At 70.7% G+C, this 14,834-nt stretch carries 13 protein-coding genes; 8 read left to right on the top strand and 5 right to left on the bottom strand.

The window, feature by feature from the left end; genetic code table 11:
• The 3 genes from P1P70_RS27325 to P1P70_RS27315 form a co-directional block, all read right to left on the bottom strand.
• A partial coding sequence (locus P1P70_RS27325; protein ID WP_319242255.1) for a DUF5667 domain-containing protein occupies positions 1 to 1,179 on the bottom strand: 1,179 nt, incomplete at its 3' end.
• Positions 1,180 to 1,466: 287 nt separating this feature from the next.
• On the bottom strand, positions 1,467 to 2,243 hold the full coding sequence (locus P1P70_RS27320) for an ECF subfamily RNA polymerase sigma factor, BldN family (RefSeq protein ID WP_239756529.1): 777 nt from the start codon (positions 2,241 to 2,243) through the stop codon (positions 1,467 to 1,469).
• A gap of 435 nt (positions 2,244 to 2,678) precedes the next feature.
• Entirely contained in the window at positions 2,679 to 3,614 is a 936-nt protein-coding gene (locus tag P1P70_RS27315; protein WP_319242252.1) for an HAD-IB family hydrolase, read from the bottom strand.
• Between the two features lie 197 nt (positions 3,615 to 3,811).
• On the opposite strand from P1P70_RS27315, the gene P1P70_RS27310 reads away from it, so the two are divergent.
• The 6 genes from P1P70_RS27310 (at position 3,812) to hemB (ending at position 10,935) form a co-directional block, all read left to right on the top strand.
• Complete coding sequence (locus P1P70_RS27310) at positions 3,812 to 4,093, top strand: glutaredoxin family protein (RefSeq protein WP_319242250.1); 282 nt, start codon at positions 3,812 to 3,814, stop codon at positions 4,091 to 4,093.
• Positions 4,094 to 4,416: 323 nt separating this feature from the next.
• The gene (locus P1P70_RS27305; protein ID WP_319242248.1) at positions 4,417 to 5,166 is read left to right on the top strand and encodes a redox-sensing transcriptional repressor Rex; all 750 of its coding nucleotides are present in this window, start codon (positions 4,417 to 4,419) and stop codon (positions 5,164 to 5,166) included.
• Complete coding sequence (locus tag P1P70_RS27300) at positions 5,163 to 6,920, top strand: glutamyl-tRNA reductase (protein ID WP_319242246.1); 1,758 nt, start codon at positions 5,163 to 5,165, stop codon at positions 6,918 to 6,920. The genes P1P70_RS27305 and P1P70_RS27300 overlap by 4 nt, the downstream gene beginning before the upstream one ends.
• Entirely contained in the window at positions 6,917 to 7,876 is a 960-nt protein-coding gene (gene hemC, locus P1P70_RS27295) for a hydroxymethylbilane synthase (protein ID WP_319242244.1), read from the top strand. Before P1P70_RS27300 ends, hemC begins: the two co-directional genes overlap by 4 nt.
• Positions 7,873 to 9,636: a uroporphyrinogen-III synthase gene (locus P1P70_RS27290; protein WP_319242242.1), complete on the top strand. Its 1,764-nt coding sequence runs from the start codon at positions 7,873 to 7,875 to the stop codon at positions 9,634 to 9,636. The genes hemC and P1P70_RS27290 overlap by 4 nt, the downstream gene beginning before the upstream one ends.
• Positions 9,637 to 9,942: 306 nt before the next feature.
• Positions 9,943 to 10,935, top strand: coding sequence for a porphobilinogen synthase (gene hemB / locus P1P70_RS27285; protein ID WP_319242239.1), 993 nt, complete (start codon positions 9,943 to 9,945; stop codon positions 10,933 to 10,935).
• Positions 10,936 to 11,028: 93 nt separating this feature from the next.
• On the opposite strand, the gene P1P70_RS27280 is transcribed toward hemB, so the two are convergent.
• Positions 11,029 to 11,784: a DUF4232 domain-containing protein gene (locus P1P70_RS27280; RefSeq protein WP_319242237.1), complete on the bottom strand. Its 756-nt coding sequence runs from the start codon at positions 11,782 to 11,784 to the stop codon at positions 11,029 to 11,031.
• Between the two features lie 486 nt (positions 11,785 to 12,270).
• Between P1P70_RS27280 and P1P70_RS27275 the strand changes: the two genes are divergently transcribed.
• Positions 12,271 to 12,627, top strand: coding sequence for a DUF805 domain-containing protein (locus P1P70_RS27275; RefSeq protein WP_319242235.1), 357 nt, complete (start codon positions 12,271 to 12,273; stop codon positions 12,625 to 12,627).
• 67 nt (positions 12,628 to 12,694) lie between these two features.
• A complete protein-coding gene (locus P1P70_RS27270) occupies positions 12,695 to 13,597 on the top strand; it encodes an SAM-dependent methyltransferase (RefSeq protein ID WP_319242233.1) in 903 nt (300 codons plus the stop codon).
• Positions 13,598 to 13,711: 114 nt separating this feature from the next.
• Here the strand turns inward: P1P70_RS27270 and P1P70_RS27265 are convergent, their stop codons facing one another.
• Complete coding sequence (locus P1P70_RS27265) at positions 13,712 to 14,644, bottom strand: aminoglycoside phosphotransferase family protein (protein WP_319242231.1); 933 nt, start codon at positions 14,642 to 14,644, stop codon at positions 13,712 to 13,714.
• Positions 14,645 to 14,834: the final 190 nt, after the last annotated feature.

Raw genomic sequence — 14,834 nt, 5'->3', positions numbered from 1 at the left:
GGTGACGTCGGGGTCTTCGGGCGGGGTGGACCTGCCGGTGGACGGGGAGCTGCTGGCGGTGTCGTCCTGGGGCGGGTCCAGCAGGCCGCCGGTGGTGCCGCCGACGAGGCCTTCGCCGCCGCTGTCCGAGTTCGACGTGGACGGCTTGGGCTTGCCGCCGGTGTCCTCGCTGCCGCCGACGGAGCCGCCGGTGGAGCTCGGGGCCGGGCGGCCGCCGGGGGCCGTGGTTCCGGGGGAACCGGAGCCGGTGGAACGCTGCTTGCCGTCGCCGCCAGGGGCGGGGGGCTGCGGCAGGAGGGACGAGTGCGGGGCGACCTCGTCGTCTATGGCGTCGAAGACCGACGAGACCTGCTGACTCACGTCCCCGAGCTGCACGGGCAGCCGGTCGCGGAGCGCGCCCCAGGCCTCGCGGTGGGACCGGGAGAAGGCCGACAGGGCCTGGATCGGGCCCAGGGAGCCCGGATCTCGCTCGAAGGCCTCGTGGAGCAGCCGGTGGCCCTCGGCGGCGTCGTGGCGCATCCCGGTGAGGGCGCGTCGGATCTCGCCGAGCGACTCGTGGTCGAGGTGTCCGCTCCGGCCGCGCTCCATGAGGCGGCGGGCCTCGCTGAGCCGGGTGGACGCCTGGTCCAGATAGAGCCGGCCCCGGTCGTCGTTGTCGTCGGCCAGGGTCAGTTTCACGTCCTCGATGCCGCGCTTGAGGCCGTAGAGCGAGTCACCGGGGAGAGCGTCCGAGCTGGCGGCGGCCACACCGCCGAAGGCGCTCGCGGCCACACCGACGCTGAGCCCGCCCGCGGCGAGCCCCTTCGTCAGGCGCGACCTTGGTCGCAACTTCCCCAGCGGGCTCGCCCGGTGAGCGCCTCGCCCCTTGCCGGATCGCTGCTCGGGCACCGAAGGGTCCGACGCCTCGCGCCCCGGCAGCGTGCCGTCCCGCAGCATGGCTTCCATCGCGGCCACCAACTGGGCGCGATGGACGACCTTGACCTCGGGGTCGAGCACTGGCTTGGGCAGCTCGTCCAGACCGATGGTGAGGGCCACCATGCGGCCCCGCTCGGTCCGTTCGACTGCCGGGGCCGGTGCCGATCCCTCGGGCTGCTCGGCCGCCGTGCCCCGGTCGGACAGCTCCTCCAGGGCCTGGGCGAAGGCGTTCGCCCGCCGGTGCGCCGATACGTTCGCGATCACTGGCGGCACCTCCTCTCGTCATGACGGTCGACTCCCCAGGGGGTCCTGAGGGTTGCACGTCCCCGGCCGAGCTACACGATCGAGTGATCGGTATCGGCCAGGCGCGACCACAGGGAGCCTGTATCCCGCACAACGAGCGGCGCGGCACTTGGGTTACGGACGGCGGATGATCAGGCGGGGAAGCCAACAGACTTCGACGCAGGGTGAGTTGAGCGTCGCGGAGCGTATGTGATCGATGCGCTCGGCGCAGCCGGTGGTTCAGCCGTGGTGGTCCCGGTGGGCGGGCCTCAGCGGGCGTCGTCCGGGAGGAGGCGGGCGAGGGTGCGGACCGCGCGGTACTGGAGGGTCTTGATCGCGCCCTCGTTCTTGCCCATGACCCGGGCGGTCTCGGCGACGGAGAGGCCCTGGAGGAAGCGGAGGGTGACGCACTCCTGCTGCTGAGGATTGAGCCGGCGCACGGCCTCCAGCAGGGCGGCGTTGGAGAGGGACTCCAGGACGGAGTCCTCGGGGGAGCGCTCGACCTCGTTGGCGTCGAGCATCTCGCCGGTGGTGACCTCCAGCCGGAAGCGGCTGGACTTGAAGTGGTCGGCCACCAGGTTGCGGGCGATGGTGACCAGCCAGGCGCCGAAGTCGCGGCCCTGCCAGGTGAACGTGCCGATGCGGCGCAGGGCGCGCAGGAAGGTCTCGCTGGTGAGGTCCTCGGCGGTCGCCTTGCCGCCGACGCGGTAGTAGATGTAGCGGTAGACGGTGTCGCTGTACTGGTCGTACAGGCGGCCGAAGGCGTCGGCCTCGCCGGACTGGGCGCGTTCGACGAGGTCCATCATGCGGGCGCTGTCGCTGTCCGCGGCGGGACGGCGGGTGGTCGTGGCGGTGGATCCCGAACGGCCTCGTCTGCTTACCGTCGCGCTGCCGTCGGCCAGTGCGTAGCACGGGCCGACGGGCGCGGCGGAGGTGGCGAGGGCGGGGACGGCGTACGCGGTGGGGACGAAGCCGCGCAACAGTTGGTTGACCGTCGCGCGCAGCGTAGCCAGGCCCGAGGCGTCAACCCCGACGTGTGGGTACACGGGACTCCCAGAGGCAGAGCTTCCATCACGTGCAGTGCGGAACCTTTCACCCGTCGTAGCGACGGAGGGGTACCGGTTTGCGTTTGAGGAGAATAACGCTTCGTGCAGGCACTGCTACACCCAGTTGCTCAAATCATCGATTACGTCGCTTCTGTTACCGATTGACGGCTGCTCAAGTGCCGTTCCGTGATCGGTTGTTGATCGATTGAGTTCGTGTTCCGTCTGGGTGCGGGGCGTGTTGTGGTCGGGTGCGGACGGCGTGACTGAGGGGGGTCCGGTGGGGGTATGACGGCCCGAATGCCGGGGTGACAGGGGCGGACGGGTCCGGACGCGCGAACGCCGGAGGGGCTGGGAGACCCAGCCCCTCCGGCGTTCGAGAAACGATCAGCCGTTCAGCGGTGACGACCGTTCAGCGGCGACAGCGGTGACGACCGTTCAGCGGCGACGGCGGTGCAGCGCGATCGCGGCGGCCGTGCCGCCGGCCACCGCGCCGACGCCCGCCGCCGCGGGGAGGCCGACCTTGGCGGCCTTACGCGCGGTGCGGTAGTCGCGCAGCCGCCAGTCCATGTCGCGGGCGTGCTTGCGGAGTTTGCTGTCGGGGTTGATGGCGTACGGGTGACCCACGAGCGACAGCATCGGGATGTCGTTGTGGGAGTCGCTGTACGCGGCGCAGCGCGAGAGGTCGAGGCCCTCCGCGGAGGCCAGGGCGCGGACGGCCTCCGCCTTCGCCGGGCCGTGCAGCGGTTCGCCGACCAGCTTGCCGGTGTAGACGCCGTCGACGGACTCGGCGACCGTGCCCAACGCGCCGGTCAGGCCCAGGCGCCGGGCGATGACCTGGGCGATCTCGACGGGGGCGGCCGTGACGAGCCAGACCTTCTGGCCGGCGTCGAGGTGGGCCTGGGCCAGGGCGCGGGTGCCCGGCCAGATCCGCTCGGCCATGTACTCGTCGTAGATCTCCTCGCCGATGATCGTCAGTTCGGCGACGCGGTGGCCCTGGACGATGGAGAGCGCGGAGTTCTGGGCGTCCTGCATGTGCTCGGGGTCCTCGGACCCCGCCAGCCTGAACCACGCCTGCTGCCAGGCGAATCGGGCGAGGTCGCGGGTCTCGAAGAACTTCCGTTTGTACAGGCCCCGGCCGAAGTGGAAGAGCGAGGCGCCCTGCATCACGGTGTTGTCGAGGTCGAAGAACGCGGCGGCCTTGTCGTCACCGAGAACCGGGAACTCCGGTTCCTGGACGGCGTCGGGCGCGGGGGAGATGTCCTCCAACTCCTGGGAGGACTTGCGCGCTGCCTCCGCAGAGGCTTCGCCTGCCAAAACGCTCCGCGCCGTGGCGGAGCGCCTACGGGGAGTGAGCCATCCGAGAGCGGCCATGTCGTGAGCATAGCCAGTCTGTTCGGTACTTCCGGAGCCGAGAGGTTTGCGGGCTGTGAACTCTCCGCGGCCGTTTCGCCGATGAAGCGGTCCCGGCGGTGTGTCCGCGTGCGGAGGGTGGCGGAACCGGTGGGGAAAAGGGCAGGTAGTGCGCTTCGTGGTGAGGAGGAGGTGTGGATATCCGGTGCGGAGCGACAATGGCCGGCATGAGTGCCATGTTCCGGCGGACGCCGAAGAAACCCGGTGAGCGAATGGTCACACTGATCGGCAAACCGGGGTGCCACCTGTGCGACGACGCGGAGGCGGTGATCGGGAAGGTCTGCGGTGAGCTGGGCGTTCCCTGGGAGAAGAAGGACATCACCGAGGACGAGGAGTTGCACCGGCAGTACTGGGAGCAGATCCCCGTGGTGCTCGTGGACGGCGCGCAGCACACCTTCTGGCGTGTGAACGAGGAGCGCCTTCGCAAAGCCCTCTCCTAGAGGTGCCCGAGATGTGACCTGACCGACCAGTCCAAGTGGTCCCAAAAGTCGCTTAGGATCGATGGGCTGGTTGGTCTCGGGGGCGGGATTCGTGAGGAGAGTGTGCGGTTTTGCCCCCGTCGTGCAAGGCGTCAGGTGAGGAACGAAGGTACGCGTGTGCCGGTTCCGCGCGTATGCGTCGGGTGTGCGTGACCCCGGTCACGTTGGCCGGGCAAATCGGACACCATCTTTGTGCACGCGTTCACAAAGACATAGCCTGCTGTCGACGGGGCGGTCTGGGGACGCATGACCGCCCGCAGCCCCGCTCTACCCGCAGGAGCACCGTGGCAACTGGCCGAACTCACCGACCGGCGACCCGTAGCCGAGGGATTCCCGAGGCCACCGTCGCCAGACTCCCGCTGTACCTCCGTGCCCTGACCGCGCTGTCGGAGCGCTCGGTACCCACCGTTTCATCCGAGGAACTGGCGGCCGCCGCGGGGGTCAACTCCGCGAAGCTGCGCAAGGACTTCTCGTACCTCGGCTCGTACGGGACGCGGGGCGTGGGCTACGACGTCGAGTATCTCGTCTACCAGATCTCGCGTGAGCTGGGCCTGACCCAGGACTGGCCGGTCGTGATCGTCGGTATCGGTAACCTCGGCGCCGCGCTCGCCAACTACGGCGGGTTCGCCTCGCGCGGGTTCCGGGTGGCCGCGTTGATAGACGCCGATCCGGCGATGGCGGGCAAGCCGGTCGCGGGGATCCCGGTCCAGCACACGGACGAGCTGGAAAAGATCATCCACGACAACGGCGTCTCCATCGGGGTGATCGCCACCCCCGCCGGTGCCGCCCAGCAGGTGTGCGACCGGCTGGTCGCCGCCGGGGTCACGTCGATCCTGAACTTCGCGCCCACCGTCCTGTCGGTGCCGGACGGCGTCGACGTCCGCAAGGTGGACCTCTCGATCGAGCTGCAGATCCTCGCGTTCCACGAGCAGCGCAAGGCCGGCGAGGAGGCCGCGGCCGCTGCCGTACCGCCGGCTCCCGAGGAGTCCGGGAAAGGGCCCGACGGGGATGTCCCCGCCGTGATGCCGGCATGAGTCTGCTGGTCGTCGGGCTGAGTCACCGCAGCGCTCCGGTGAGCGTGCTGGAGCGGGCCGCGCTGTCCCTGGACGCGCAGATCAAGTTGCTTCAGGACACGGTCGCGGCCGAGCCGGCCACGGAGGCCGCCGTCCTCGCCACCTGCAACCGCATCGAGCTGTACGCCGACGTGGACAAGTTCCACGCGGGTGTCGCCGAGCTGTCCACGCTGCTCGCCCAGCACAGCGGGGTGGGGCTCGACGAGATCACTCCCTATCTGTACGTGCACTACGAGGACCGGGCCGTCCACCATCTGTTCTCCGTGGCCTGCGGACTCGACTCCATGGTCGTCGGCGAGGGGCAGATCCTCGGGCAGATCAAGGACGCGCTGGCCCGCGCGCAGGAGCTGCACACCGCCGGGCGGCTGCTGAACGACCTGTTCCAGCAGAGTCTGCGGGTCGGCAAGCGGGCCCACTCCGAGACCGGGATCGACCGGGCCGGACAGTCGCTGGTGACCTTCGGCCTGGAGCAGTTCACCGCCGGTGCGGACGTCGCGGACTGGGCCCGGGGCAAGCGGGCCGTCGTGATCGGCGCCGGATCGATGTCCTCGCTGGCCGCCGCGACCCTCGCGCGGGCCGGTGTCGGCGAGATCGTGATCGCCAACCGGACCTACGACCGGGCCGAGCGGCTCGCGGACCTGCTCGAAGAGCAGTACGGGCAACTCCTGCGGGAACAGGGCGAAACGAAGATGCTGGCCCGCGCGGTCCCGATGGAGTCGGTGCCGGACGAGCTGACACGTGCGGACGTCGCCATCTCCTGTACGGGCGCCACGGGGCTGGTCCTGACCGCCGAGATGGTCGCCGCGGCCGTCGAGGGCCGGGTGCCCGAGGGCGCGCTCCCCGCGGAGGCCGAGCCGCGCACCGACGTACGGCCGGACCTGCCGTCGACCTCGATCGGAAGCGACGACGACTGCCCGCTCGACCTGCCCGCCGTGCAGGGCGGTGGCTTCTCCGTGCTCGGGGAGGCCGCGGTGGCCGGGATGGACGCGGCCACTCTGGAACAGCACGCGGCCTGGGTCGACAACGCGACCGTGGACCGGCGCGCGAGCCGTCGTACGCCGGAGCGTGAGCCCGCGCGTACGCCCGCCGCCGACGCCGAGCTGATCGCCGCGCTCGTCGCGACCGTCGCCGTCACCGGGCGGATCACCGAGCTGCGCCGGCCCGAGCCCGTCGTCGAGGTGCCCCGGCCCGCGCCCGTACTGGCGCTGCTGGACCTGGCGATGCCCCGGGACATCGACGCCGCCGCGCACCGGCTGGCCGGCGTACGGCTGGTCGACATCGAGTCGCTCGCCGAGGTCTCCGCCGACGCACCGATGGCCTCCGACGTCGACATGGTGCGGAGGATCGTTTCGGACGAGGTGGCCGCCTTCGGCGCCGCTCAACGGGCCGCGCACATCACACCGACCGTCGTCGCGCTGCGCGCCATGGCCGCCGATGTCGTCGCCGGCGAGATCGCCCGCCTGGAGGGCCGGCTGCCGGACCTCGACGACAAGCACCGCGGCGAGATCACCCAGACCGTGCGGCGCGTCGTCGACAAGCTGCTGCACGCCCCGACCGTACGGGTCAAGCAGCTCGCGGCCGAGCCGGGCGGCGCCGGGTACGCGGACGCGCTGCGCACCCTGTTCGACCTGGACCAGGAGACGGTCGCGGCCGTGTCCCGGGCCGAGGACAGCAGCACTTCAGAGAACGACGCCGAGAACCGAGGGCGATCATGAGTGACCAGGCACTGAGGCTGGGGACCAGGCGGAGCAAACTCGCCATGGCCCAGTCCGGGCAGGTGGCGGAGAAGGTCCGCCGGCTGACCGGGCGGCCCGTCGAACTCGTGGAGATCACGACGTACGGCGACGTCTCCCGGGAGCAGCTGGCGCAGATCGGCGGCACGGGCGTGTTCGTCACCGCGCTGCGCGAGGCGCTGCTGCGCGGCGAGGTCGACTTCGCCGTGCACTCCCTCAAGGACCTGCCGACCACGCACCCGGACGACCTGGCGCTGGCCGCCGTGCCGGTGCGCGAGGACCCGCGCGACGTCCTGGTCGCCCGGGACGGGCTCACCTTCGAGCAGCTGCCCGCCGGCGCCCGGGTCGGCACCGGTTCGCCCCGGCGCATGTCCCAGCTGAACGCGTACGCGCGCAGCCACGGGCTCACGATCGAGACGGTTCCGATCCGGGGGAACGTGGACACCCGGATCGGGTACGTACGGAAGGGTGAGCTGGACGCCGTCGTTCTGGCCGCCGCCGGACTGAACCGGATCGGGCGCAGCGACGAGGTGACCGACCTCCTCGCGGTCGACACTGTTTTGCCCGCCCCCGGCCAGGGGGCACTCGCGATCGAATGTGCCGCGGACAACGCGGAACTGATCGCTTCGCTCGCCGGACTCGACGACCCGTACACACGGGCCGCCGTGACTGCCGAGCGGTCCCTGCTCGCCGCCCTGGAGGCCGGTTGCAGCGCACCTGTGGGTGCGTTCGCCGACCTTCTGGCCGACGGGCAGATTGTCAAGGAGATGCGCCTGCGCGGCGTCGTCGGCACGACCGACGGCTCGACGCTGGTGCAGCTGTCCACCACCGGTCCCGTGCCCGAGACGTACGACCAAGCAATGGCGCTCGGCCGTGAACTCGCCGCCGAGATGCTCGCTAAGGGCGCGGCCGGTCTGATGGGGGAGCGAGCACATTGAGCCCCACCACCCTTCCCGCCGGTCCGGACCACGGTCACGTCACCTTCCTCGGTGCCGGACCCGGGGATCCGGGACTGCTGACACTGCGCGCCGTCGAAGCGCTGGCGAACGCGGACGTTCTCATCGCCGAGCACGATGTGCTCGACGTGGTGCGTACGCACGCCCGCGCCGGCGTCGCCCTACTGGACACCGACTCGAGCCCGCCGCCGGCCCTGACCGCGGCGTCCTCAGCCACTGCCTCTGCCTCTTCCGCGGCTACTTCAGCGGATACGTTTTCGGGCACAGGCACGCCTCAACTGACGGTCGTTGACGGCGCGTCAACAACCGTTGGTGCACCCGCTGTGCGGGATGCGGCACATCTTGTCATGGAGGCCGCGCGGGGCGGCAAGCGGGTCGTGCGTGCGGTGTCCGGGGACCCCGGGCTCGACACGTACGCCACCGAGGAGATGCTGGCGTGCGCCGCCGCGGGCGTGCCGTTCGAGGTGGTCCCGGGCGTCGCGGCGGCCGTGGGCGTGCCCGCGTACGCCGGTGTGCCGCTGCGGGACGCGCAGGGCGCGGACGTCCGGTTCGTCGACGCGCGCACGGCGTCCGACCGTTGCTGGTCGGAGGTCGGGGCGTCCGACGGGACGGTCGTGGTCTCGGCGACGCTGGAGACCGTGGCCGCGGCGGCGGGCGAACTGGTCGCCGCCGGCCGGAAGCCGGACACGCCCTTGACCGTGACCGTCGCGGGTACGACCACGCGGCAGCGGACCTGGACCGCGACGCTCGGCACGATCGCGCAGACGCTGAAGCAGGCGAAGGTGCTGCCCTCGCCGGAGGGCGGCCGGCCGGTGATAGCCGTGGTCGGTGAGCGTTCCGCCGCGGCCCAGCGCGACCAGCTGTCGTGGTTCGAGAGCAAGCCCCTGTTCGGGTGGCGGGTCCTCGTGCCGCGCACGAAGGAGCAGGCCGCCTCGCTCTCCGACCAACTGCGCTCGTACGGGGCCGTACCGCACGAGGTGCCGACGATCGCGGTCGAGCCGCCGCGCACGCCGCAGCAGATGGAGCGGGCCGTGAAGGGGCTCGTCACCGGCCGCTACGAGTGGATCGCGTTCACCTCGGTCAACGCCGTCAAGGCGGTGCGGGAGAAGTTCGAGGAGTACGGGCTCGACGCCCGCGCCTTCGCCGGGATCAAGGTCGCGGCGGTCGGCGAGCAGACCGCCAAGGCGCTCATCGCCTTCGGTGTGAAGCCGGACCTGGTGCCGAGCGGTGAGCAGAGCGCGGCCGGGCTGCTGGAGGACTGGCCGCCGTACGACCCGGTCTTCGACCCGATCGACCGGGTGTTCCTGCCGCGCGCCGACATCGCCACGGAGACGCTGGTCGCCGGGCTGATCGAGCTCGGGTGGGAGGTCGACGACGTCACGGCGTACCGGACGGTGCGCGCGTCGCCGCCGCCGGCGGAGACCCGTGAGGCCATCAAGGGCGGTGGTTTCGACGCGGTGCTGTTCACCTCGTCCTCCACCGTGCGGAACCTGGTGGGCATCGCCGGGAAGCCGCACAACGTGACGGTGATCGCCTGTATCGGGCCCGCGACGGCCAAGACGGCCGAGGAACACGGGCTGCGGGTGGACGTGATGGCTCCGGAGCCGTCCGTGCACAAGCTGGCCGAGGCGCTGGCGGACTTCGGTCTGCGGCGGCGGGCTGCCGCGGTCGAGGCGGGGGATCCCGTGACTCGGCCGAGCGAGCGGCGGCCGGGGGCGCGGCGGCGGCGGTCGACGACCTGAGGTGAGGCGTGAGGGAGGGGCGGTGGCTGCTTGCGGCTGCCGCCCCTTTCGTTGCCCGGGCCGGACGGTCGGCCCACCCGGCCCTCTGGGAGTGGGGGAGCGCCGTGGGGCTGTGAGGTGCGTGGTCGGGTGCGGGTTCGGTGCGGGTTCTCGCGCCGTTCCCCGTGCCCCTGAAATGCGGGGGCTGCGCCCCTGAGAGGCAGGGGGCCGTTCCCCTGAGAGGTGGCCTGCGGCTTCCTTCAGGGTGCCCTCCACGCCGACCCCGCGTCGGCAAAGGCACGGGCGGGGCGGGCGTAGCGTAGGTGTATGTCGAAGTACGGATCGTTTCCCGGTACGCGGCCCCGCCGGCTTCGTACGACGCCTGTGATGCGGCGGATGGTCGCCGAGACCCGGTTGCACCCGGCCGACTTCATCCTGCCCGCGTTCGTGCGGGAGGGGGTCGGTGAGCCGGTGCCGATCGCGGCGATGCCGGGGGTCGTGCAGCACACGCGGGACAGTCTGAAGAAGGCCGCCGTGGAGGCCGTGGAGGCCGGGGTATCCGGGATCATGCTCTTCGGTGTGCCGGAGGACGCGAAGAAGGACGCGCTCGGGACTCCCGGGACCGATCCCGACGGGATCCTGCAGGTCGCGCTGCGGGACGTGCGGGCCGAGGTCGGGGACGAGCTGCTCGTCATGTCCGATCTGTGTCTCGACGAGACCACCGACCACGGGCACTGCGGGGTCCTCGACGACCAGGGTCGTGTCGACAACGACGCGACCCTGGAGCGGTATGCCGAGATGGCCCAGGTGCAGGCCGACGCCGGCGCTCATGTGGTCGGACCCAGCGGGATGATGGACGGCCAGATCGGGGTCGTCAGGGACGCCCTCGACCAGATCGGGCGTGAGGACGTCGCGATCCTGGCCTACACCGCCAAGTACGCGTCCGCCTTCTACGGGCCCTTCCGGGAGGCCGTCGGCTCCTCGCTGCGGGGGGACCGGAAGACCTACCAGCAGGACCCCGCCAACGCCCGGGAGTCGCTGCGCGAGCTCGCCCTCGATCTGGAGGAGGGCGCCGACCTGGTGATGGTCAAGCCGGCCGGGCCCTACCTCGACATCCTCGCCCGGGTCGCGGACACCGTGGACGTGCCGGTCGTCGCGTACCAGATCTCCGGGGAGTACTCGATGGTCGAGGCCGCCGCCGAGAAGGGCTGGATCGACCGTGAGCGGGCCATCCTGGAGACGCTGACCGGGATCAAGCGGGCGGGTGCGCAGAACATCCTGACCTACTGGGCCGTCGAGGCGGCTCGGTTGCTGCGCTGAGTCGGCCCCTGCGGACCCCGGTTCCCCGGTCCCCTGAGTTCAGTACTGCGGGGCTCAGTACGGTGGGGCCCGGCAGGACTCAGGAATCAGGACTCAGTACTGCAGGGCGTCCTCCATGGTCGGCTGCCAGTAGGTGACGGCCACGGAGTTGTCGATGTACACGCCCTTGGCCGGGAGGGCGGGGGACGCGGGGGAGCCGGCGTCGCTGCCGGCCTCGGCGCCCTGGAAGTGGATGACGACCTTCTTCTCGGTCGTGCCCTCGCCGCCGCTGCCGTCGGCGGCGGCGAGCAGGACACCCGCGTAGCCGGACTCGCCGGGGGCCAGGGTCACCACGGCCTGCGGCTGCGACTCCTCGATCACGCGCGGCGCCGACTGGGCCTCACCGAACCGGACCGTGGGGTTGTAGTAGAGGTCGCAGTGCTTCGAACCGGTGTTCTTGACGGTGATCAGCATGTGGTTGAGCGGGCGCGGCACCGGCTGCGCGGTGACGGTGGTGTCGGAGCCGTTGCAGGTGACACGGTCCTCGGGGTCGGAGGGGTCGGAGGGGTCCGAGGTCCCGCCCGCCGAGGAGGCCTTGTCGGCCGTGGAGCCGCCGCCCGTACTGGTGGAGCTTCCGGTGGTCGAACCACCCGTGCTCGTGGAGCCCCCTGTGGCGGTGTCGCCGCTCGTGCCGGCGCCGCCCGTGCTCCGGGAGGACGAGCTGGAGCCGCCTGCCGAGCCCTCGTCCCTCGTGCCCGTGCCGTTGTCGCACGCGGTGAGGGTGAGGGCGGCGAGCGCCGCTCCCGTCACGGCGAGCAGGCGGACGGGGCGGGCCGCACGGGCGGAGCGAGCGGTGCGGAGCGTACGCATGAGAGGTCCCTTTCGGACTGCGCAAATGGAGAAGGCCGAGAACACGTGCTCGAAGCCGTGCCGCTCGACCGGTGTGCCGGGAGCGGCGTGCTTGGACGACCCCAGCTTGTGGGGTGTTCCGTCCCGGCCGCCACAGTCGACGGACGATCAGGGACGCTGGAACGCCCGAGATGGCTTTGACCTGCAAAAACGCACCTTCCCAGGAATGCAGGACGGGACGTGCGGGACGTGAGGGGACAGAGGAAGACGTGTCGGGGAGCGGTACCGGGAACGGCTTGGGGGCTGATTTCGCCGAGCTGCTGCGGGAGTTGAAGGAGCGCGTACGAGTGCCCACTCGGCGGGCCGAAGTGGGTGCCGGAGGGGACGATTCCGGGGGAGGGCGAGAACGAGACCGCTCTGTGATTGACGAGTTCTCATCAATCGGCATAAATTCTGCGCCTGTCCCCGATTCCCGGGGCGGACTTATGCCGATTTTCGGGGGAAGCCATGAACTGGTTCATCGAAGTGCTCAAGAAGTACGCGGTCTTCAGCGGGCGCGCGCGTCGCCAGGAGTACTGGATGTTCACGCTGATCAGCTCGGTCATCTATGTCGCTCTGTACCTCCTCGGTCTCGCCCTGGACACGCAGGCGCCCCAGATCCTCCTCAGCATCGCCTTCTTCCTGCCGTCCCTGGCGGTCAGCGTCCGGCGGCTGCACGACACCGGCAAGAGCGGCTGGTGGGTCCTCATAGGGCTCGTCCCCTGCGTCGGATTCATCTTCATGATCGTCTTCATGGCCACCGAGGGCCAGCGGGACGCCAACCAGTACGGCCCCGACCCGAAGGCGTATCCGGTGCAAGCCTGACGCGGCAACTCCCCTGGGGAGTTAGGTTGTTGGTCATTCAATGACCCGACCCCCCAGGGAGAGCTTCATGGCCGGTGACGCGCTCAGCCAGGACCCCGCCGAGCTGCGGAAGAGAATCGACACCACCAAGGCGCACCCGGCGCGGGTCTACGACGTCTTCCTCGGCGGCAAGGACAACTACCCCGTGGACCGGGAGGCGGCCGCGGCGGCGCTGGCGGCCAATCCGCGCGGCTATCTGGACGTCCGGCACAACCGTGACTTCATGCGCCGCGCGGTGACCACGCTCGCCCGGGGCGAAGGCATCCGGCAGTTCCTCGACATCGGCACCGGGCTGCCGACCGCCGAGAACGTCCACCAGATCGCCCAGGCACTCGCCCCCGACGCACGGGTCGTGTACGTCGACAACGACCCGGTGGTGCTCGCCCACGCGCGCGCGTTGCTCACGAGCGGGGCCGAGGGGGCCACGGACTACATCGACGCCGACCTCACGTCACCGGCGCACATTCTCGAAGCGGCGGCGAAGACGCTCGACTTCGACCAGCCTGTCGCCCTCTGCCTCGTGGCGATCCTGCACTTCGTGGAGGACGAAGAGGCGTACCCCGTGGTCCGGGAGCTGGTGGAGGCGCTGCCCGCCGGGAGCCGGCTGGTGCTCAGCCATCTGACCGAGGACCTCAACCCCGCGAACATCCGTGCGGTCCAGGAGACCTACACCAAGCGGGGCTTCACCTTCGTACTGCGTTCCAAGGACGAGGTCACGCGCTTCTTCGAGGAGAGCGGGCTCGTGGTGGACGAGCCCGGGGTGGTGCCGGCGCACCACTGGCGGTTCTCGGACGGTGCGCCGGTGCCTCCGGCGGTGGAGCCGCATGTGTTGGCCGGGATGGACGACATCGAGCGGGTTCGGTACCGGGACATCAATGAGGTGACCGACGCGGACATCAATGTGTATGCGGCGGTGGGGCGTAAGGGGTAGGGCACGGTTGGGGCGAGGGTGGCTGCGGGTCGGCGGGGCGCCGGTCGCGCGGTCCCCCGCCCTTGAAGGGGGCTGGGCCGTTGAAGGGGCTGGGTCCCTCCCGATCCCCGGGCTTCATCCCCCCGTTCCGAACCATGTCTCCGCCAAGGAGTCCAGGGTTCGGCTGGGTGGGGCCGGCAGGCTGCGTAGGTACCAGTTCAGGTCGCTGTAGACGTGCAGGAGGGTGTAGGCCATCAGCTCGCGGGGGTCGAACGGTGACTGGCCGTAGGCCTCGTAGAAGAGCTTCAGGAGGCCGGGGTCGGCTCGGGTGAGGTAGAGCCCGACGCTGACGAAGTCGTACGCGGGGTCGCCGACCATGGCCGGCTCGAAGTCGAAGAGGCCCGTCAGGCGCCAGCCGTCATGCGGGTCGACGGTGAGGTGCTCACGCATGAACTCCGTGTGCAGCAGCACCGGGCGGCGTGCGGCTGTCAGGGGCACCGAGCGGAGGAAGTCCGGGATCTGTTCGAGCCACGGGTCCGTGAGACCGCCGCTCCGCTGCTGGTCGACCGCCGCCGCGCGCTGGGCGGCGACGAACCGGCCCCAGTCCGGCGGCCCGGTGATCGGGACGACCGGCGAGGCGTCCAGGGCGTGCAGGGCGGCCAGGCCCTCGGCGGCCTCGGCGATGATGCGTTCCTGGTCGGGCCGCGGGATGCGGGGCCAGGCCTCGTTGAGGTCCTCACCGGGCAGCCGGGACATCAGCACATAGCGCCAGCCGTTCTTGTACTGGTCCGCCGAGTGCAACCTCGGTGTGGGGATGGGGAGTTTGCCCCACAGGATCGACAACAGGCGGGCCTCGCGGACGGCTTGCGCGGCTTCGAAACCCGGATACAGCTTGAGGACGAGGGCGTCGCCGACGGAGTACACCGGCAGCGAGCCCTCGGGAAAGCGTACGATCCGCGCGCCTGCGAGACCGAGCTGACCACAGAGATCCTGGGCAGCCGGTCGCAGCAGCGCCTCGTCACCGACGACTTCCTGCAACTCGTCGTTCGTGTCCACGCTGGGCAGCATGCGCGCAGCCTAGGGGGTGGCGGGGGCCGTCCGCATCGCGGAAATGGTGGATGTAGGGGGCAGGTATCTGTCTAGGGTGCGGGCAGGGGCGGGGCCGTGCCGTCCCCCAGTGGCGAAGGAGCCGTGGGATGGGTGCCGTGGATGCCGAGCGTGCCGCGTATGACGTGGGGTTTGTCGCGAAGACGGGGGC

Source organism: Streptomyces sp. MB09-02B (genome assembly GCF_033794485.1).
Taxonomy (GTDB): Bacteria; Actinomycetota; Actinomycetes; order Streptomycetales; family Streptomycetaceae; genus Streptomyces.
Note: the sequence above shows the minus strand (reverse complement) of the source record. Positions and strands in the feature narration are given on the sequence as shown.

Coding starts and splice junctions, on each gene's coding strand:
- P1P70_RS27315 (WP_319242252.1), bottom strand. CDS start 3,614: ATGGCCGCTCTCGGATGGCTCACTCCCCGTAGGCGCTCCGCCACGGCG.
- P1P70_RS27310 (WP_319242250.1), top strand. CDS start 3,812: ATGGCCGGCATGAGTGCCATGTTCCGGCGGACGCCGAAGAAACCCGGT.
- P1P70_RS27300 (WP_319242246.1), top strand. CDS start 5,163: ATGAGTCTGCTGGTCGTCGGGCTGAGTCACCGCAGCGCTCCGGTGAGC.
- hemC (WP_319242244.1), top strand. CDS start 6,917: ATGAGTGACCAGGCACTGAGGCTGGGGACCAGGCGGAGCAAACTCGCC.
- hemB (WP_319242239.1), top strand. CDS start 9,943: ATGTCGAAGTACGGATCGTTTCCCGGTACGCGGCCCCGCCGGCTTCGT.
- P1P70_RS27280 (WP_319242237.1), bottom strand. CDS start 11,784: ATGCGTACGCTCCGCACCGCTCGCTCCGCCCGTGCGGCCCGCCCCGTC.
- P1P70_RS27275 (WP_319242235.1), top strand. CDS start 12,271: ATGAACTGGTTCATCGAAGTGCTCAAGAAGTACGCGGTCTTCAGCGGG.
- P1P70_RS27270 (WP_319242233.1), top strand. CDS start 12,695: ATGGCCGGTGACGCGCTCAGCCAGGACCCCGCCGAGCTGCGGAAGAGA.
- P1P70_RS27265 (WP_319242231.1), bottom strand. CDS start 14,644: ATGCTGCCCAGCGTGGACACGAACGACGAGTTGCAGGAAGTCGTCGGT.